The sequence below is a fragment of the Pseudomonas asplenii genome (genome assembly GCF_900105475.1).
In the GTDB taxonomy this organism is placed as follows: domain Bacteria; phylum Pseudomonadota; class Gammaproteobacteria; order Pseudomonadales; family Pseudomonadaceae; genus Aquipseudomonas; species Aquipseudomonas asplenii.
Map to the genome: position 1 here is coordinate 4636231 of NZ_LT629777.1, position 20581 is coordinate 4656811.

Here is a 20581-nt window from a genome sequence, read left to right on the forward strand (position 1 = left end):
TGTGCAGCCGAGCGCGGGCAAGTCCGCTCAGCCCGGCAGTCAGGCCAGGCAGATTGCAGGAATAACTCAAGAAAGGTGAGGGAACATGGATCAGTGGGCATTGAAAGCAGTCGAGAGGATCGCCGGCGAGCGACGCGCGCCTTATCAGCACATCACGCTCGACCGTCTGACGCCGATCATTGGCGCGCAGGTTGGCGGGGTGGATCTGTCCCAGGCGTTGGCACCCGAGCAACTGGCAGAGATTCGCCGGGCCTTTCTGGAGAACCATGTGCTGGTGTTTCGCGACCAGCATCTGAGTGTCGAACAGCACAAGGCTTTCGGCCGCCTGTTCGGTGAGCTGCGGGCGCTGCCGGTGGAGGACATCGACGGCGACGATGCCGAACTGGTAGTCATCCGGGCCACCGCGCAGTCGCGTTTCGTCGCCGGGGAAGCCTGGCACACCGACGGCACCGCCGATCTCGCACCGTCGATGGGCTCGATGCTGTACATCAAGGAAATCCCGGCCATCGGCACCGGCGGCGATACCCTGTTCGCCAATATGCACCTGGCGCTGGACATGCTCTCACCGACGATGCAGGGCTTCCTGCAGGGGTTGACGGCGGTCCACGACGGTTCGATTCCGTGGAAGGGTTACCAGGCGCCCGAAGGCTTGCCGAAAAACGAACACCCGGTGGTGGTGCGCCACCCGGAGACCGGGCGCAAGACACTGTTCGTCAATTCCGGTTTCACCTCGCATATCGTCCAGTTGTCCGATGGTGAAAGCCAGGCGCTGCTGGGCCTGTTGTTCGACGTGGTGGCCCGCGAGCCGATCCTGACCTGCCGGGTACGCTGGGAACCCAATACCCTGGTGTTCTGGGACAACCGCTGCACCCAGCACCACGCCGTGTGGGACTACTTCCCGCATTCGCGGTATGGCGAACGGGTGACCATCCTCGGTGAGCAGCCGCAACCCTGGAGCGAAACCTGACACCTCTGTCAGCGCCCGCAGGATCCTGTGGGAGACCGGGTGCGGTATATCAGGCGTAATGGCGTTGTGGGAGCTGGTCAAGCAGTGCATCGACGATCAGTTCCCCAAAGGCCAGGTTGCCATGCAGGGGGTCATCGATTTCGCAGAAACGCGGGTCCTGCCAGCCATCTTCACCGTTGGCGGCTTCCCTTACATCGACCAGCTCAACCCCCAATTCGCGAAACCGTCGAATCAGCACTTCCTGCGCCGCCATGAAAACCTCGGCATTGGAAAACTCCGGCACACGCTGCGGCGGCAGAACCATCAGCACCCTGATGCCCATTGCCAGCACCCGTTCATGGAACGCCAGGGCATGTCGGCTCATCTCTTCGATGATCGACTCGAACAAGGCCCCCTGCAGAAACCCCGCATCGAACTCGCCGTTGTCGTCCTGATAGCAATGCCAGTTTGGCCGACTGGCGAGAAAGTGCACGCTCATTCCCAGTGTACTGACCAGCGGAATCGACAGCTCCCCCAGCCGAGCAACCCCGGCCAGTGCAAGCGCCTGGCGATAACGCTGATCCATTTCTGGATCACGAAACCCCACGTCGCCCGGCCTCGCCACCAGGAAGTCGACGTTGAAATCGCGCCCGGCGCCCAAGGGGCCGCCGCAGGCCGACAGCCCGCGGGCCTGCGCGGCCTTGCCGATCGGCCCGGCATTGGAGTCGCCCAACAACAGGAAACTAGGGTTTGGCGTAGTAGTCGAGTACGGCGTCTTCACAAACAAGGTCCTCGCTGGGCAGATGGATAGCCGGATTGACAGGCGCTTGGGCAGCCGCCGGTTTACCGTCCAGGGCGCTGAAAAACTGGCGCATGACGAACGCCACACCCTCGGCCGTCACCTCACGCTGGTTGTCCTGGTAGAAGGCGGCCTTGAACGGCGTGCCGGTGATGATTTCGTAGGAGGGGAAGTAGTCGACGTGCGGTTGTTCCTCGCAAAGCTGGCCGGCCACTGCGCGCAACACCGATTTGGAGTAGGTGGTGGCGGTCAAGACGTGCTGGCCGGTAGCAGTGGCAGTCAGCGGCACGGGCGAGACGGTCAGCAGCACACGGATTCGCGGGGTCAGTGAGTACAGCAATTCGAGCGCCCGGTGCATGTCCCGGTAGCTGTCGACAAAACCGAAGTTGCGCAAGGCATGCAGGGCTGGATCGAACGTCCCGTGCAAGGTGCCAGGACACACCGGGTAGACCCGCTCGCTGCGCCGGTCGACCCAGGCTTCGGTCAGCCCCAGGGTGAAGATGAACACCTTGGCCCGTTCCAGTGCGGTTTTCATCGCCGCCAAGGTGACCTGGCGGGCCTCCAGCAGTGCCTCCCGGCTGGCGTAGCCTTCGGGTTCGACGACCGGACGCATCGGGTCGAAGAACCGCCCATCACGACTCCAGATCTCTTCGGGCATCTCCTCGATGCCCAGGCACCATTCCAGCCACTGGCGCAGCATCGCCGGGGTGTAGAGATTGCCGGTACGAAAGGAAAATACACCATAGTGCCGCGCCTTGCGCTCGGCCTCCGACAGTCCGGCCGGCGCCGGCTCGCTGTCGACCCAGTTCATCCCGCGCTCGACCAGGGCCCGGCCGATATGTTGGGCAAAGCAGGAGCCCGCGGTGACGATGGCATCGTCGCGTTCGATGTCGAATTGCGGCAACCACAACTCGCTCATGCCCGCGACCGTCTGTTGCGCCACGGCACTGCGCCAGAATGAACGCGGGGCCAGCAGTTGGTAAGGATTCATCCCAGGATCACTCCGAGTAGGGCCGGGTCGCGGCGTTCATGTCGTCGGTTCCAGCGCGCTGGCCGGTTGACCGGCATCCAGTGCGCGGTAGCCGAGCAGACCGATGGGCAGGCAGGCCAGGGCCAGCGCCGAAAACAGCACAACCCCGCCGAAGTGGCTGATCACCAGTGCGCCGAGCAAGGGGGCCAGTGCCGAGCCGAGGCCGGCCAGCATGGAAATGCCGATGAAGCTGCCGCGCATGCCGGGTGGTGCGAGACGATCGATCATGGTCGCGAACAGCGGCATGACGATAATCTCGGCCAGGGTCGCGAAACCGATCGCCAGTATCCAGCCGTACCACAGGGCGCCGGTGTTGAGGGCGATGATCGCGTGGCCGATCATCAGGCAGCCGAGAGCCAGGACATAGGCGCGTTTGTCGGCCAGGGTCATCAGCCAGCCCATCAGGAACAGGTGGAACACCAGCACCACCGAAGCGTTGGTGACGTTCAGCGTGGCGATCACGTTATTGATATCCTCGACCTTGAGCGCCAACAGGTAGAAGGTCAGCGATTCGTCGACCTGGGCGTAGACCAGCACCAGGAAAAAGTTGGCGACGATGATGGTCAGGAACAGGCGACTGCCGAGAATCGCCCGCAACACCTGGCGCAAGGGCGGCGAGGCCGCTTCGGGGGCGGCCAGATGCGCTGCCTGCAGCCGATAGCGCGCGGCCGCGACAATGGTCAGCGCCAGCACTGCGTAGGTGCACGCGGCGAGGGGAAACACTGCGTCGCTCTCGCGGTTGGCGAACCACATGCCGATCAGCGGCCCGCTGGCGGCCGCGCAATTGACCACGTAGTAGCGGATATGGAAGAGCAGGGTGCGCTCGCTGTCGGTGGCGACGGTATCGCTCAGCAGCACCCGCAACAGCGGTTCGAGAATACTGTGGGCGACCGCCATGCCGATGATCGCGATGAAGTAGCTGGTCTGCCCGGGCGCCAGCCCCATCAGCAGGAAACAGCCGGCCCCCAGCAGGCAACCGAAGCCCATCAGGTTACGGGCATTGAAGGTGTCACCGAGAAAACCGCTGAGCGGCGAGAGGACAATACTGATCAGCGCGCCCAGAGCCAGTTGTGCGCCGATATCGGTGATCGGTGTGCCGAAGCGCCGGTTCATCGCTACCACGATAAACGGCCAGACCATGAACGAGGCGATGCGCGAGAGGCCGATGCCGAACAGCAGCCAGCGGGTGGCCGCAGGCAAGGCCCACAAGGTCTTCCACAGGGCGGGTTTCTGGCGCAGATCCATCTGGCTCGTCTCGACAAGGAAACAGGGGCCCGCCTGGAGGCTGGGCCTGCTCATTGAAGAGGGCAATGCGCCGATATGCAAGCCCTGCGGCGCGGCTCGGCGACTTTATTTGCCCGTGTGACGGGAACGGCCGTCAAGGCCGCTCAACTCAATGCGGTGCGCGCGGGATGGTCTTGAGCAGATCGGCGGGGCTGATATGGCCGACCACGGCGCTGCCCGGTTGCGGCAGGTCGAGGATGTGGCCCTTGATCTTGCCGATCACGTGCATTTCACAAGGCTTGCAGTCGAACTTGAGGGTCAGCACTTCGTCGCCCTGAATCAGTTGCATCGGCGCGACCTTGGTGCGTACGCCGGTCACGCCCTTGGCCTGTTTGGGGCACAGGTTGAAGGAGAACCGCAGGCAGTGCTTGGTGATCATCACCGGCACTTCACCGGTTTCCTCGTGAGCTTCGTACGCCGCGTCGATCAGCTTGACCCCGTGGCGGTGATAGAAGTCACGGGCTTTCTGGTTGTAGACGTTGGCCAGGAACGACAGGTGCGACTCGGGGTAGACCGGCGGCGGGCTGGTTTCGGCCTTGCGTCCACCCCGTGGATGGGCGGCGATGCGCGCTTCGGTCAGGGCTTCGATCACTTCGCGGCGCAGGCTCTTGAGCTGCGAATTGGGGATGAAGTAGGCCTGCGGCGCATCGAGGTCGATGGCGGTGGCGTGGTACTGGGTGGTGCCCAGTTGACCGAGCAGGTCGCGCAGTTGCTCCAGGGCCTGCTCCGGTTTGTTGGCCAGGCCGAATGGCCCGTCCAGGGCGACGCTGGCCGTGACGCCTTCCTCGCTGGTGACGCTCAGCTCCAGGCGCTCCTCGCGCAGGCGGGCGCTCCAGCTGACTCCGATACGGCGCTCGGCGGAGGTCTTGAGCAGCGCCTGTTGCCAGTTGTGGTCCAGGTTGCGGTTCAACGGATGGTTGGGGCGCAGGCGGTGCATACCTTCCGGCATTTCGTTGGGCTCGACGCGGTAGCGGTAGCGTTTCTCACCGTCTTCCTCGAATTCGCCACGGGGTTCGGCGATGTTCGCGCGAAAGCCGACCACCTCGCGCTTGATCAGCACGTTGAGGCCATCGCCATTGGACAGCGGTTCGAAGGTCACCACCTGCAGGTCGCGTTTACCGGCTTTTTCCACCACACCCACCGGCAGGCCGGTGAAGGTTGGCGTGTCGAAGGCGCCGATGTCGATCTTGCGATCGCTGACGAAATAATCGGTGCTGCCACGGTGGAAGGTCTTTTCCGGGTCCGGCAGGAAGAAGTGCGCGGTCCGGCCGCTGGAAGCACGGGCCAGGTCCGGGCGGCCTTCGAGGATGTCGTCCAGGCGCTGACGGTAGTAGGCGGTGATGTTCTTCACATAGCCCATGTCCTTGTAGCGACCCTCGATCTTGAACGAGCGGACGCCGGCTTCGACCAGGGCACGCAGGTTGGCGCTCTGGTTGTTGTCCTTCATCGACAGCAGGTGTTTTTCGAAGGCGACCACGCGCCCCTGGTCGTCCTTGAGGGTGTAGGGCAGGCGACAGGCCTGGGAGCAGTCGCCCCGGTTGGCGCTACGACCGTTCTGCGCATGGGAGATGTTGCACTGGCCGGAGAAGGCCACGCACAAGGCACCATGGATGAAAAACTCGATGGCCGCGTCGGTTTCGTCGGCGATCGCGCGAATTTCCTGCAGGTTCAGCTCGCGGGCCAGCACCAGTTGGGAGAAGCCGGCCTGGTCGAGGAATCTGGCCCGTTCCAGGGTACGGATGTCGGTCTGGGTACTGGCGTGCAGCTCGATCGGCGGGATATCCAGTTCCATCACGCCCAGGTCCTGGACGATCAGGGCGTCGACCCCGGCATCGTAGAGTTGATGGATCAGCTTGCGCGCCGGCTCCAGCTCGTTGTCGTGCAGGATGGTGTTGAGGGTCGTGAAGACCCGCGCGTGATAGCGCCGGGCGAATTCCACCAACTGGGCGATATCGCTCACCTCGTTGCAGGCATTGTGGCGGGCACCGAAGCTTGGGCCGCCGATATACACGGCATCGGCGCCATGCAGGATGGCTTCGCGGGCGATGGCCACGTCACGGGCGGGGCTGAGCAATTCGAGGTGATGCTTGGGTAGGGACATGTTTTTCTAGTCAGGCTGCACGGTCAAGACGGCCATTGTACCGGTGAAACGCCCGGCCGGCATCCGTTGCCGCCGGGTGGCCTGGAATGCGCTTGCGCAAAGCTCATAACCCAGGGAGTTGTGCCAGTCCCTGAAATCAGGCCTTGGCCGCCATTGCGGTGACTTCCACGCGCATGCCCTCGGTCGCCAGTGCTGCTACGCCCACCGCTGCCCGAACCGGCCAGGGCTTGGCGAAGAAGCGTTTGTAGACCTCGTTGAAGGCCGCGCGATCAGCCATGTCGGTCAGGTAGATGGTCAGGTGCAGTACCCGGTCCAGTGAGCTGCCGGCTTTTTCCAGCGCCACCTTCAGCGCCTGTAGCGTGCATTCGCTCTGCAGGGTGATATCGCCCAGCTCCAGGCTGCCGTCGGCGCGGGTCGGGATCTGGGTGGACACCAGCAGGCCGCCGAAACCGGCGACATCGGAAGAAATGGAGTCGGCGTCGGGGTCGGGCAGGAAGCTCAGGTCGTGATCGGTCATGGGAGGCTCTTGTTCAAAGGTGCTTATATTCGAAGGTGCTCATGTTCTCAGCTGCTGCGGCACGGGCGTGCGCAGGGGCCTGCCCGGACGATTGTCAGCGGGGCCGGTCAATCGGCCCCGCTGGCTGTTCAGCAAGTCGGGCAGTATAAGCAGGGACGACGAATGATCAAGGAAGGTTCGCCCATTCCATGAGTGCGCCAGCGGCCTGTACGCTTGATGGGTACCGGCCACTGGCTCACTGGGCTGGCGCCACTCAACCGGCGCCGTTTTTTTGAGAGTGAAAGGTTTTGTCTTCAAGGGTCATTGAGCGGCACTCTCCTTCAAGGCCCGAGAGATCGCCTGGCCCAGTGCGCTGACAAGGGGTGGTTTGACCAGCGTTTCATGGGTCCCGGCAAGTGCCGTGACGCTGGGTGGCGTTTCAAGCAGCATTCCCCAGCCCAACAACGGATCGTTGCGTTCCTCACCGTTGGCGGTGAACAGCGATACCTTGAGTGAGCTGGCTGGGCTGACATAGGCGCCGATCGCCAAGTGTGTCGCATAGGCCACCGCGAGATGGCCACGCAGCAAGTCGGCATCGATGTCCTGGGGCAGTTCCAGCGGGAGCAGCTGTTGGGCCACGCACAGCGCCAGCATCGCCTCGATGGCATTCTCCTGCGCCAGCCCAGCCAGTTGCCGTTGTACCTGGGGATCGATCTGCCGAGGCAGCCAGTCCATCAGGAAGTGTGCCTCGCTCACGAACTGCGCCGACGCCGGTTCAGGACGCGTTGACGTGTCGATGATGCCGACGAACTCCAACTGTTCACCGCCAGCCTGCAACTGACGGGCCATTTCATAGGCGATCAGCCCACCGGCCGACCAGCCGGCGATCCGGTAAGGTCCCTGTGGCTGAACCTGGCGAATGGCTGTCAGGTAACGCGCGGCCATGGCTGGCAGCTCCGACAGCGGTGTTTCGCCGGCAACCAGGCCACTGGCGGCGAGGCCGTAGACGGGTACCTGTGGATCCACTACCGCAGCCAGGTCCCGGGCGTATTGCACTTCACCGCCGAGGGGGTGAACCAGGAACAACGGCCGCTGCGAGCCCGTACGGCGGATCGCCACCAGGTTGCTGTGCTGACCCGGGCGAGCCTGACCGTCCAGCGTCTGGGCGAAACCGGCGATGGTCGGTTCGACGAACAGATCGCGCACCGCGATCGGCTTGCCGAGGACCTTGCGCAAGCGCGAGGCCATCTGCACGGCCATCAGCGAAATGCCGCCCAGGCTGAAGAAGTCGTCATGCCGGCTGACTTGCTCCAGCTTGAACAGCTCTTTCCAGAGTTGGGCGATGGCGATTTCGGTCTCGCCTTGTGGCGCTTCGTAAGGCCGTGCCTCGGGCCGTTCCTCCCCGGTCGGCTCGGCGAGCGCCATGGCATGGGCCGAACGTGGCAGCGCCGGGGTGTTTTCCAGCAATTGGCCGATCGACTGCTGCGCGTCGCTCACCAGGTTTTCCAGGAGCTTGGCAAACAGCTCGGCGATGGCCTGCACGGTGCTGGTATCGAACAGGTCGCTGGCGTATTGCAGGCTGCCACCGATGTGTTCGCCGGCGTCCACCAGCGACAACGACAGGTCGAACTGCGTGGTGCGGTGGGCGCTGTCCAGGGACGCCACCTGCAGTCCGGGCAGTTGCAGCGGTGCCGGTGGGGTGTTGTCCAGGCTCAGCATCACCTGGAACAACGGACTGTGGCTCATGCTGCGGGTCGGCTGCAAGGCGCTGACCACCTGCTCGAACGGCAGGTCCTGATGGCTGTAGGCCGCCAGCGTCAGGTCCTTGATCTTCCCGAGCATGTCGTTTACCCGCAGGTCGTGGTCGGTACCGACCCGCAGCGCGAGGGTGTTGGCGAAGAAACCGATCAACGACTCCAGTTCCGGCCGCTGGCGGTTGGCGACAGGGGTGCCGACCACCACGTCGGTTTGGCCGCTGAGGTGGCTCATCATCACCGACCAGCCCGCCAGCAGCACCATGAACAGCGTGCTGCCCTGGGCCTGGCTGAACGCTCGCAGGTCGGCACTCAACTTCGGCGAGAAGGCGCAATCGACGATGCCGCCGGCATAGCTCTGGATCGCCGGGCGTGGCCGATCCAGCGGTAGCCTCAGCAGGCTGGGCGCACCCTCGAGGTGTTTGCGCCAGAAGTCGACCTGGGTTTGCAACGCCGGACCGTCCAGGGATTGACGCTGCCAGGCGGCGTAATCCACGTATTGCAGCGCCAGTGCCGGCAACGGATCCTTCTGCCCCTGACTGAAGGCGTTGTACAGCACGCTCACTTCATGGGCCAGGACACTGTTGGACCAGCCGTCGGACACGATGTGGTGCAGGGTGATCAGCAGCACATGCTCGGCGTCCGCCACTTGCAGCAGTTGGCCGCGCACCAGCGGGCCTTGGCTCAGGTCAAACAGTTGGGTCGCATTGTCGTGGCCGAGGCGCTCCAGCGTTGCCTCAATGGCTTCGTTCGACAGTGCGCGCAGGTCCTGTTGCGTCAGCGGGAAGCGGGTATCGGCCGGGGCGATCTTCTGCAACGGTTCGCCGTCCACCAGTTCAAAACGGGTGCGCAGGGTTTCGTGACGCGCCACCAGACGATCCAGGGTGGCCTGCAACGCCGCCTTGTCCAGGCTGCCGGTCAGGCGCAAGGCCATCGGCAAATGGTAGGCGGCACCGGCGGCGTGATCGAGGTGATCGAGGAACCACAGGCGCTGCTGGGCGAACGACAGCGGCAGCCGGCCCGAGCGGTTGGCCAGCGGAATCGACTGGGCTTCGCTCGGTGCACTGGCGTTGACCAGCGTGGCCAGGCCACGCACGGTCGGTGCGTCGAACAGTTCGCGCAGGCTGATCCGCGCCCCGAGCTTGCGCCGTAGCCGTGAAAGCAACTGCACGGCCAGCAGCGAGTGACCGCCCAGTTCCAGGAAGCCGTCATGGCGACCGACCTGGTCCAGGTGCAGCAAGCCTTTCCAGATCTCGGCGATGGCCTCTTCGGTCTCGCCTTGTGGCGCCTCGTAGGCCTTGCTGGCCAAGGCGTCCTGGCCTGGGGCGGGCAGGGCACGGCGGTCGAGCTTGCCGTTGGCAGTCAGTGGCAGCGCCTCCAGGTGGACGAAGGCGCTCGGCACCATGTACTCGGGCAGTGCGCTGAGCAGCGCGCTGCGCAGTTGCTCGGCCGGTACCGATTCACCGCAGACATAGGCCACCAGGCGTTGGTTATCCGCATCGCCCTGGCTGTCGTCGCGGGCGATGACCACCGCTTCGCGAATACCCGCAACGGCCAGGAGAGCGTTCTCGATTTCCCCCAGTTCGATACGGAAACCGCGGATCTTCACCTGGAAGTCGTTGCGGCCCAGGTATTCCAGGGTGCCATCGGCCAACCAGCGACCCAGGTCACCGGTCTTGTACAGTCGGGCGTTCGTCGCGCTGGAGAACCGGTCGGCGATAAAGCGCTCGGCACTCAGTTCGTCGCGGTTGAGGTAACCACGGGCAACACCGGCACCGCCGATATGAATTTCCCCAGCCACACCCCGGGGCACGGGCTCGCCTCGGGCATCGAGGACGTGCACCTGAACGTTGGCGAATGGCCGGCCGATACTCGGTTTTTCGCCGAGGTCGCGGATCAGGTCGATGGTGGCGTCCACCGTGCACTCGGTTGGGCCATACATATTGTAGAAACGGATGGTCTGGCAGTTGCGCAGCTTCTCCCAGGTACTGGCGTTGATCGCTTCACCGCCGAGCAGCACGCTGACTGGCTGGTAGCTGCGACGCTCCAGCAGGCCGGCGGTGAGCAGGGTGTCGAGCTGCGACGGGGTCGAGTCGAAGGCGTGTACCTGATGCTGTTCGAGGAAGTCCAGCAACTCGCTGCCACTGGCACGGATCAACTGCGGGATGATCACCAGCTTGTGCCCGGAGAACAACTGCGAGATGCCCTTGATCGACATGTCGAAGAAGAAACCGGCGTTGAGGGCCACGGTGGCCGGTGTCGGACAGTGCTTGTGGGTGGTGCGGGTCAACACTTGCCAGAAGTTGAACACCGAACGGTGCTCGACCATCACACCCTTGGACTGGCCGGTGGAGCCGGAGGTGTAGATGACATACGCCAGGTGTTCAGGGGTCAGGCCTGCAACGACCGGGTTGGCGTCGAAAGCCGCCTCATCCGCGGCACGCAACGACTCGGTGGTGTCGAGCAGCAACACCGGCAGGTCGCCGGCCGGCAGGGTGAGCTCGGTCTGTGTCAGCAGCGCGCGCGGCTGGCTGTCCTGGAGCATGAATGCCATGCGATCGGCCGGGTGGGCCGGATCGATCGGCACGTAGGCGGCACCGGCCTTGAGCACGCCGAGCAGGCCGACGATCATGTCCAGGCTGCGTTCGGCGCAGATGGCCACGCGCTCGTCCGGCTGTACCCCCAGTTCCAGCAGTTGCCGGGCCAGGTGGTTGGCGCGGCGGTTGAGCTGGCGATAGCTCAGTTGCCGGTCTTCGCAGACCAGGGCCACGGCCTCGGGTCTGGCGCGGACCTGGGCCTCGAACAGGGTATGGATCGGCTGGGCCGGTCCGAAGTCGGTCGCGGTGTCGTTGAAACCGTTGAGCAGCAGTTGCCGTTCGGCCTCGGGCAGCACTTTCAGGTCGGCGGCCAGGCGTGTGGGGTCCTGCTCAAGGGCATCGACCAGTTCGGCAACGGCTTGGCCCAGGTAGGTGGCGATGCGGTGCGGGTCGATGCCGCTGATCGACTGCGCGGTCAGGGAGAATCCGCTGCCAGCGTTCGCCACGGCAATTTCGATCGGATAGTTGGTGCGGGTTTCCGAGGCGAGGAACTGGATGCCTTCCTGCTCGTCCATGTCCTCGACGCCTTCCCCGGAGGCGTTCACCAGGTCACCGTGACGGCAGTTGAGGATCACCGTGAACAGCGGCAGCGCGGCATCCACCGCACTGCAACGCTGGGCCAGGGCCAGGGGCGCCTGCTCGTGGGTCAGCAGATCGCTGAGCTGCTGGTAGGCGTCCTGGACGATATCGCGCACGCTGGTTTGTTGCAGGCGAATACGCATCGGCAGGGTGTTGATGAACATCCCCAACGCCCGGTCGGCGCCTGTGGTGCCCTGGGAACGGCCTGACAGCACGGTACCGAAAATACCGTCGTCGCGTCCGCTGGTGGCCGCAACCACCAGACCCCAGGCCGCATGGAACAGCACCGAAGTCGGTACGCCCTGTGCCCGTGCGGTGCGGTGCACGCGCTGGCTGAGCTCTTCACTCAGGTACTGCTCCGAACGCTGGATCCCGGCGCCGTTGCCATGCACATCCAGTACGCCGTAGGGCGCGGTGGTCGCGTCGACATCCGCCAACAGGCGCCGGAAGTAGGCCTCGTGCTCGGCCTGCGAGACGCTGACGGCCTGGGCGATGAAGTTGCGGTACGGCTGGGACGGCGGCAGTTCAGCGGCCTGTCCGGCCAGCACCGCCTGGATCTCTTGCATGATCAGACGCAGGGTGACGTTGTCGCTGATCAGGTGATGGTCGAGCAACGCCAGCAACCACTGTTCGCGCTGGCTATCGTAGGTGATGTACGCGGCGATCAGCGGTGCCTGTTGCAGATCCAGGCGCAGATGATGAGTATCGGTCTGCTCACGCAGCCTCTGCAATGCGTCCACCCCGGGCGCGTAGTCGAGGTTGACCACCGGCAGTCGGGCGTGACGATGGACCACTTGTACCGGTTGCGGCAGACCTTGCCAGCGCAAGGCAGTACGCAGAATGTCATGGCGGTCGATCACCACCTGTACCGCGTCGAGGAAGTTGTCGAGCAGGGCACGCGTGCTGAAGGTCGCCACGGTGCGCATCAGGTAGGCGTCGCCTTCGGACTGCAACAGGTGGTGGAACAGGATACCTTCCTGCAAGGACGACAACGGGTAGATATCCTGCACATTGGCCACGCCACCGGGCACATCGGCGACGATCTGTTCGATTTCCTGCTGGCTCAGTTTCACCAGCGGCAGCATGTCCGGGGTCAGGGCCGTGCAATCGGCCGGGATCAGGTTGGCTGGCACCACCCGTTCGGTATTGCTGCCGCCAGCCAGGACAGTGGCCATGGCTTGCAGGGTCGGTGCCGAGAACACCGTGCGCACATCCAGTAGCAGGCCGGCCTGGCGCAGACGCTCGATCAGGCTGATGACCAGGAAGGAGTGACCGCCGAGCTCAAAGAAGTGATCCTGGCGACCCACGCGCTCGATACCGAGCAATTCCTGCCAGGCATTGGCCAGGGTGAGTTCGATCTCGCCCAGTGGCGCTTCGTAGTCACGGCTGACTGCGGCAGAGCGGTCCGGCGCCGGCAGCACCGCGCGGTCCAGTTTGCCGTTGGTGGTCAGCGGCCAGGCCGCCAGGGTGACGAAGGCGCTCGGTAGCATGTGTTCGGCCAGGACGTTGGCCAGTTGGCTGCGCAGGGCCGAGACGTCGAGGCTGCTGCCATCCTCGGCGATCAGGTAGGCTACCAGGCGCTTGTCGCCCGGCTGGTCCTCGCGCACGATCACCAGGGCTTCGCGCACATCGGTGCAGGCCTGCAGTTGCGCCTCGATTTCCCCCAGTTCGATACGGAAGCCGCGGATCTTGATCTGCGAGTCGTTGCGGCCGACGTAGACCACGCCGCCATCGGCACGGTAGCGGGCAACGTCACCGGTGCGATAGAGGCGCGCGCCGGGTACGTTGGCGTAAGGGTCGGCGATGAAGCGTTCGGCGTTCAGCGCGTCACGGTTGAGGTAGTGCCGGGCGACCCCGGCGCCACCGATGTAGATTTCGCCATTGACGCCCACAGGGACCGGTTGCTGATAGTCGTCGAGGATGCGCAGACACAGGTCCGGCAAGGCCGGGCCGATCAGACTGGGCGCAGCGACGTCGATCTCGGCCTGGCTGACCGCGTAGTAGGTGGCGTGCACGGTGATCTCGGTGATGCCGTACATGTTCACCAGGCGGGTGCGCGCCAGCGGCGTGGTCGCCGTCCAGGGCCGCAGGCTGCGGAAGTCCAGGGCCTCGCCACCGAAGATCACTTCCCGCAGCGTATGTTCCTGCTCGCTGCGGGCGCGGGCCTCGATGAACTGGCGGAAGGCGCTCGGGGTCTGGTTCAGCACCGTAACCTGCTGCTGGCAGACCAACGCGTAGAAATCATCCGGTGAGCGGGCGATGTGGCTCGGGACGATGACCAGCTTGCCGCCGTAACTCAGGGCGCCCCATATCTCCCAGACCGAGAAGTCGAAGGCGAAGGAGTGGAACAGCGTCCAGGTGTCGTCGCCGGCGAAGTTGAACAGCTCGGCGGTGGCGTCGAACAGGCGCGCGACGTTGCCGTGTTCCACCAGCACGCCTTTGGGCAGACCGGTGGAACCGGAGGTGTAGATCACGTAAGCCAGATGCTGTGGCGTCAGGCCCAGTTCGGCGACCTGTGGGTTGCGATCCAGGCGGCTGTCGGTGGCGGCCTCGGCGCGGTTCAGTTCATCGAGTCGCAAGACCGGCACCGTATGCGCCGGCAAGGCATCCAGGCAGTCCGACTGCGCCAGCAGCGCCACCGGCGCGCTGTCGTCCAGCAGATAACCGAGGCGTTCGGTCGGGTAGGCCGGGTCCAGTGGGACATAGGCCGCGCCGGCCTTGAGCACCCCGAGCAGCGCGCAGAGCATGTCGACACCGCGCAGTGACAGGATCGCCACACGATCATTGGGGCGTACGCCTTGGCCGAGCAAGGCGTGGGCAATACCGTTGGCGCGACGGTTGAGTGCCTGGTAACTCAGCGTCTGCTCGCCGAAGACCAGGGCGGTACGTTGCGGGTGCGCCTGGGCCTGGGCTTCGAAACGCTGGTGAATCAGTTGTTCGACGGCGAACAGCGCCTTGGGCGGCAGCAGGGCCGGCGAGGCCTGACGCTGTGCCGGGGTCAGCAACGGCAGGGCGAGTACCGGTTGCTCGAGATCCGCCAGCAGCGCTTCGAGCAGGATCTGGAAGTGCTGGGCGAAGCGCTCGACGGTGGCGCGGTCGAACAGATCGCTGGCATATTCGATCACTCCGCTCAGGCCACCGTCTGCGCTGCCCAGTGTCAGCATCAGGTCGAACTGCGCGGTGTCATGGGTCTGGGCCACAGGCAGCAGGCTCAGGCCTGGCAGGCTTTGTTCAGCGCCGATCGGCGTGTTGTCCAGCGACAGGGCGACCTGGCACAGCGGGTTATGGCTCAGCGAACGCGGAGGTTGCAGGGCCTCGATCACCTGCTCGAACGGAATGTCCTGGTGTTCGTGGGCCGCCAGGAGCGTCTGGCGGACCTGTTCCAGCAGTTGCCCGACGCTCGGGTTCTGCCCCAGGTCCACACGCAGGGCCAGGGTGTTGACGAAGAAACCGATCAGGTTTTCCGTTTCGGTGCGGCCACGGTTGGCGGTGGGTACGCCGATCACCACGTCGCGTTCGTTACCCAGGCGAGCCATCAGGACCGACCAGGCACTGAGCAGCGCCATGAACAGGGTGACGTTGTTTTCCTGGCAGAAGCGCTCCAGGCTCTGGTACAGCGCCGGTGCGATCAGCAGCGGTACAGCCCCGCCACGGTAGCTCTGTACCGGCGGACGTGGCCGGTCGGTGGGCAGCGACAGCAACGCCGGTGCTCCGCCCAGGTGGCCGCGCCAGAACTCGGCCTGCTCGGCCAGGTACTCGCCGGTAAAGGTACGACGCTGCCAGGCGGCATAATCGGCATACTGGATCGACAGGTCCGGCAGCGTGTCGGGCAGGTCTTGGCTGAAGGCCTGGTAGAGACTGGCGAACTCGTTGACCAGCACGTTCACCGACCAGCCATCGGAGATGATGTGGTGCTGGGTGATGAGCAGGATGTGCTCGTCATCGGCCAGGCGCAGCAGACGCCCGCGAATCAGCGGGCCGCGTTGCAGATCGAAGGGTGCCGTGGCCTCGCTGTTGCCGATGCGCGAGGCACTCAGGCTGGCCTGCTCATAGGGCAGCGCGCGCAGGTCCTGCTCGGCCAGACTGAATCCACAATCGGGCGGGGCAATAATCTGTACCGGCTGCCCGTCTTGGCGTTCGAAGGTCGTACGCAGGCCTTCGTGACGCGCGACCAGGCGGTCGAGTGCCGCCTTCAGCGCGTTCCGGTCGAGGTCGCCACGCAACAGCAGCGACATCGGCATATGGTAGGCACTGCTGGCGCCGGGATCGAGCTGGTCGAGGAACCACAGGCGTTGCTGGGAGAACGACAGAGCCAGCGGTGCGCTGCGGTCGACAATTTCGATGCTGTCGCTGGCGGTCGTTTGCAGTCCGCTGACCACGCGGGCCAGTTCCGCCACGGTCGGATGGCTGAACAGCTGGCGCAGCATCATCTCGCCACCCAGTTGTTGGCGCACGCGGGAAACCAGTTGCGCGGCCAGCAGGGAGTGGCCGCCCAGTTCAAAGAAGCCGTCGTGACGCCCCACGCGCTCAAGGCCCAGCAGTTCCTGGAAGATCTGCGCCAGGGCCTGTTCGGTGGCGCCTTCGGGAGCGGTGTAGCCGCGCTCGGACATGGCGTCCAGATCCGGCGCCGGCAGTGCGTCCTGATCCAGCTTGCCGTTACCGGTGAGCGGGTAGGCGGCCACGCTGACAAAGGCGCTGGGAATCATGTAGTCGGGCAGGGTGGCACCCAGTTGCTTGCGCAAGGCCGCCACATCCAGGCGGGTCGCTGACTGCGGGATCAGGTAGGCGATCAGGCGCTTGCCCTGGGCCGCGTCGTCACGGGCCAGCACCCGTGCTTCGCGCACGCCTTCGCAGGCCAGCAGCTTGGCTTCGATTTCTCCCAGCTCGATACGGAAGCCGCGAATCTTCACCTGGGCGTCCATCCGCCCCAGGTGAATGATTTCGCCGTTGTCCAACAGCTTGCCGAGGTCGCCGGAGCGGTACAGGCGCTCGCCGGGGCGCAACGGGTCGGCGATAAAGCGTTCGGCGGTCAGGGCCTCGCGATTCAGATAGCCGCGACCGACACCCAATCCGCCGACGCAGATTTCCCCCGCCACGCCGATCGGCAGCAGCCGTTGCTGGGCGTCGAGGATGTAGGCCACGGTGGTCGGGATCGGCCGGCCGACATTGGAAATGCCGGCGGCGATATCCGCCGCATCGATGGCCTTGTAGGTCACGTGCACGCAGGTTTCGGTGATTCCGTACATATTCACCAGCGCCACATGGGGGAAGGCGCGGTGGAAGCCGTCAAGCTTGCCCAACTCCAGGCTTTCACCGCCGAAGATGACATAACGCAGGTGTTCCAGGCGCACGTCGTGGCGGGCCAGTGCGGCGCTGCTGAGTTGCAGGAACGCTGATGGCGTCTGGTTGAGTACGCTCACCTGCTCGCGTTCGAGGAAGTCCAGCAGTTCCCCCGGATCGCGGCGCAGGGCTTCGGGGACCAGGCTCAGGCGGCCACCGAAGAGCAGGGCTCCGTACATTTCCCAGACCGAGAAGTCGAAGGCATTGGAGTGAAATAGCGACCAGACATCCTCGGCGTTGAAGGCAAATGGCGAGCGATTGTTATGCAGCAGGCGCACCACGTTGCGGTGCTCGAGCAACGCCCCCTTGGGTTCGCCTGTGGAGCCCGAGGTATAGATCACATAGCAGAGATGGTCCGGGGCATTGAGGTTGGGCAGATTGGTGATAGCCCGAGTCTTGCCTGGAGCGGCTGCGTGAGGGGCGCTGGAGAAGACTTCGACCCCAAGCGCCAGCAGAGCCGGGCTTGTCTCCTGGCCGGCGATGGCCTTGTGCGCGCCGCTGTCGCGCAGCACGTAGGCGATACGCTCAGCCGGCGAAGCCGGGTCGATCGGCACGTAGGCGGCACCGGCCTTGAGCACCGCCAGGGTAGCGACGATCATGGCCAGCGAGCGCTCCAGGACAATCGCCACCAACTCCTGTGGTTGTACGCCAGCATCGCGCAGGCTATGCGCCAGTTGGTTGGCCTGTTCGTTGAGCTGGCGATAGCTCAGGCGTTCCTCGCCCAGGTTCACGGCGATATGGTCCGGGGTCTGGCGAGCTTGCTCCTCGAAGATCTGGTGCAGGGTCAGGTTATCGGGCCAGGCGGCTTCAGTGTCATTGAAATCGAGGATCTGCCGCTGACGCTCGACCGTATCCAGCAGGACCACATCGTCGACCCGCTGTTGCGGGGTATCGACGAAGGCCTGCAAGAGGCGCACGTAATGACGCATCAGCTGGCGGATGAACTCAGGGTCGAAGAAGTCGGCATTGTAGGCCAGGTGCCCGCGCCATTGCGGCTCGCCGGCAGCGATCAGCAGGTGCAGGTCGTTCTTGCCATAGCCCAGGTTGGTTTCCAGGGTGTTGACCTCGAGCCCGGCCACCACGCTGCGCTGGTCACGGCTTTCCTGGAAGTTGAACAGCACGTCGAACAGGGCGGTGCGGCTCATGTCCTTGGCCGGATTGAGCGCCAACACCAGTTGGTCGAACTGCATGTGTCGATGTCGGTGGGCGTCGGCCAGGGTGCCGGCCGTTTGTTCCAGCAGGGCTTGCAGGGTGGTGTCGCTGTCGCAGGCACTGCGGATCACCACGAGGTTATCCAGCGGCCCCACCACGTTTTGCAGAACAGGTTCGCGGCAGGCCGCGCTGGTGCCGATGACCAACTCGTCGTGCCCGGCATAACGCCGCAACAACGCGGTGAAGGCACTCAGCGCCAAGCTGTCGGCGCCGACACCGACCTGGCGGGCCAGGTCATCGAGACGCTTGACCAGCGCTGCCTCGATGACGAACTCATGGCTGGCTTCGCTGAATACATGCACCGCCGCCCGTGGACGGTTGAGTGGCAGCTCCAAAGCCTGCAGCTTGCCGCGCAGTTGGTAGGACCAGTAGGCCCGCAGGTTTTCCAGCACGGCGGCAGGCAACTGGCGTTGCCAGGCGGCGAAGTCGCCGTAGTTGAGGGCCAGTGGCGGCAGGGCGGCTTCACGCTCGGCGCAGGCGGCTTCATACAGCGCCAGCAGGTCGCGCTTGAGCAACTGCATGGAGGTACGGTCGGCCAGCAAATGGTGTACGGCCAGGGCCAGCACGGCGTTTTTCTCGTCGGTACGCACCAGGCTGGCACGCACCAGGCTGCCGCCGTTCATCTCCAGTGGGCGGCGTGTCTGCGCCAGGGCCAGGGTACTGATGTCGCCCTGGCTGCCCAGGAGTTGTTCCAGCATCAGGCTGGCCGGGCCGTCGAAGCTCTGCCAGGCGCTGGCGCCGTCGGAGTGCACCCGGCAGCGCAGAATGGCATGGCGGGCCAGCAGCCCATCGAGGGCGCTTTGCAGGGCCGCGATATTCAACTCGCCAGACAGCTCCAGCAACAGCGCGACGTTGTGGTAGATCGGGTTGGCTTCGTACAGGTAACCGGTCTCGAAGGTATCGACGAACCAGACCCGTTCCTGGTGGTAGGACAGCGGCAGGCGCGCGGGGACCGGTGTCAGTGGGCTGACCTCGGGCAGGGCCAGCGCCGGATCGAGTTCCAGCGCGCCGATACGGGTTTGCGGGGCCTCGGTGAAACAACGCAACAGACGCTCGAAGCGTGCCGCCAGGCGTTCGATGGTGCTGGCGTCGAACAGCGCGGTGGAATACGACAGGCTGCCGGACAGGCTCGGGCCGCTTTCGTCGATATGCAACGACAGGTCGTGCTGGGTGTTGTCTTTGCGAGAAGGCAGGAACTCCAGGCTCAGCCCCGGTAATTGCAACTGCCCGCCGGCAGTGTCGGTATCGGTGTAGAGCATGGTCTGGAACAGCGGGCTGTAGCTGGCGTTGCGCGGTGGCTTGAGGGCTTCGACGACCTGTTCGAAAGGCGTGTCCTGGCGGCTGGCGGACTCCAGGATCAGTTCCTTGACCTGTTGCAGCACCTGGTCCAGGGTCGGGTTGGCCTCCAGGCGCACGCGCAGGGCCAGGGTGTTGACGAAGAAGCCGATCAAGCCTTGCACGTCCTGGCGGTCGCGGTTGGCGGTGACGGTGCCGATCACCACATCCTGCTGGCCGCTGATTCGGCCCAGCAGCACCGCCCACGCGGCCATCAGGGTCATGAAGGGCGTCGCGGCACGGGACTGGGCGAAGCGGACGAGGGCCTCGGACAGGGCGACGGGCAGGTCGAAGTCGAAGGTCTCGCCCTGGTAACTTTGCACGGCCGGGCGGGGGCGGTCGGTGGGCAGCGAGAGCAGAGCCGGGGCGCCGGCCAGGTGGCCGCGCCAGAACTCCACGTGCTGGCTCAGGCGCTCGCCCTCCAGATGACGGCGTTGCCAGGCCGCGTAGTCGGCGTATTGCAGGGGCAGGACGGGCAGTGGGTCGGGCTGGCCGTTGCTGAACGCTTCATAGAGCGCGGCAAACTCCTTGACCAGCACGCCAATAGACCAGCCGTCGGAGATGATGTGGTGCTGGGTGATCAGCAAGCGATGCTCATCGTCGGCCAGGCGCAGCAAGCTGCCACGGATCAGTGGGCCGTGCTGCAAATCGAAGGGCGCAGCCGCTTCCTGTTCGCTCAGTCGGGCGGCCTGCTGTTCGGCCTGGTCGCGGGGCAGATGGCGCAGGTCGTGCTCCACCAGGCTGAAACCGCAGTCGGCCGGTGCGATGACCTGCACCGGCTGCTCGCCGTCACGGCGGAAGGTGGTACGCAGGCTTTCATGACGTGCCACCAGGCGATCCAGGGTGGCCTTGAGCGCGTTGTGGTCGAGGGTCCCGCGTAGCACCAAGGCGGCCGGAATATGGTAGGCGGCGCTGGCCGTCGGGTCCAACTGATCGAGGAACCACAGGCGTTGCTGGGCGAACGACAACGCCAGGGGACCTTCGCGGTCCACGGCCAGCATGGCGTCCGGGGTGGTATCGACGACCCGCGTGGCCCCGCGCTGTTTGAGCAGACGCAGCAGGGCGGCACGTTTCAACTGGTCGAGACTATCGTTATGTGTGTTCAATT

Annotated in this window: 7 protein-coding genes; 1 reads left to right on the forward strand and 6 read right to left on the reverse strand. The window is 64.8% G+C overall.

Annotation, left to right across the window (positions count from 1 at the left end):
- Window positions 1-85 precede the first annotated feature (85 nt).
- On the forward strand, window positions 86-967 hold the full coding sequence (locus BLU37_RS20890; RefSeq protein ID WP_090208429.1) for a TauD/TfdA dioxygenase family protein: 882 nt from the start codon (window positions 86-88) through the stop codon (window positions 965-967).
- Window positions 968-1016: 49 nt separating this feature from the next.
- Here the strand turns inward: BLU37_RS20890 and BLU37_RS20895 are convergent, their stop codons facing one another.
- The 6 genes from BLU37_RS20895 to BLU37_RS20920 all read right to left on the reverse strand — a co-directional run bounded on the left by BLU37_RS20895 (window position 1017) and on the right by BLU37_RS20920 (window position 20579).
- Entirely contained in the window at window positions 1017-1727 is a 711-nt protein-coding gene (locus BLU37_RS20895; protein WP_026007749.1) for a hypothetical protein, read from the reverse strand.
- Window positions 1690-2736: a GSCFA domain-containing protein gene (locus BLU37_RS20900; RefSeq protein ID WP_090208432.1), complete on the reverse strand. Its 1047-nt coding sequence runs from the start codon at window positions 2734-2736 to the stop codon at window positions 1690-1692. The genes BLU37_RS20895 and BLU37_RS20900 overlap by 38 nt, the downstream gene beginning before the upstream one ends.
- A 36-nt stretch (window positions 2737-2772) precedes the next feature.
- On the reverse strand, window positions 2773-4020 hold the full coding sequence (locus BLU37_RS20905) for an MFS transporter (protein WP_010451606.1): 1248 nt from the start codon (window positions 4018-4020) through the stop codon (window positions 2773-2775).
- Between the two features lie 148 nt (window positions 4021-4168).
- On the reverse strand, window positions 4169-6160 hold the full coding sequence (locus BLU37_RS20910) for a peptidase U32 family protein (protein WP_090208438.1): 1992 nt from the start codon (window positions 6158-6160) through the stop codon (window positions 4169-4171).
- A gap of 136 nt (window positions 6161-6296) precedes the next feature.
- Window positions 6297-6677, reverse strand: a complete 381-nt coding sequence (locus BLU37_RS20915) for a RidA family protein (protein ID WP_010451608.1) — start codon at window positions 6675-6677, stop codon at window positions 6297-6299.
- 300 nt (window positions 6678-6977) lie between these two features.
- Window positions 6978-20579, reverse strand: a complete 13602-nt coding sequence (locus BLU37_RS20920) for a non-ribosomal peptide synthetase (protein ID WP_090208443.1) — start codon at window positions 20577-20579, stop codon at window positions 6978-6980.
- Between the last annotated feature and the right edge of the window lie 2 nt (window positions 20580-20581).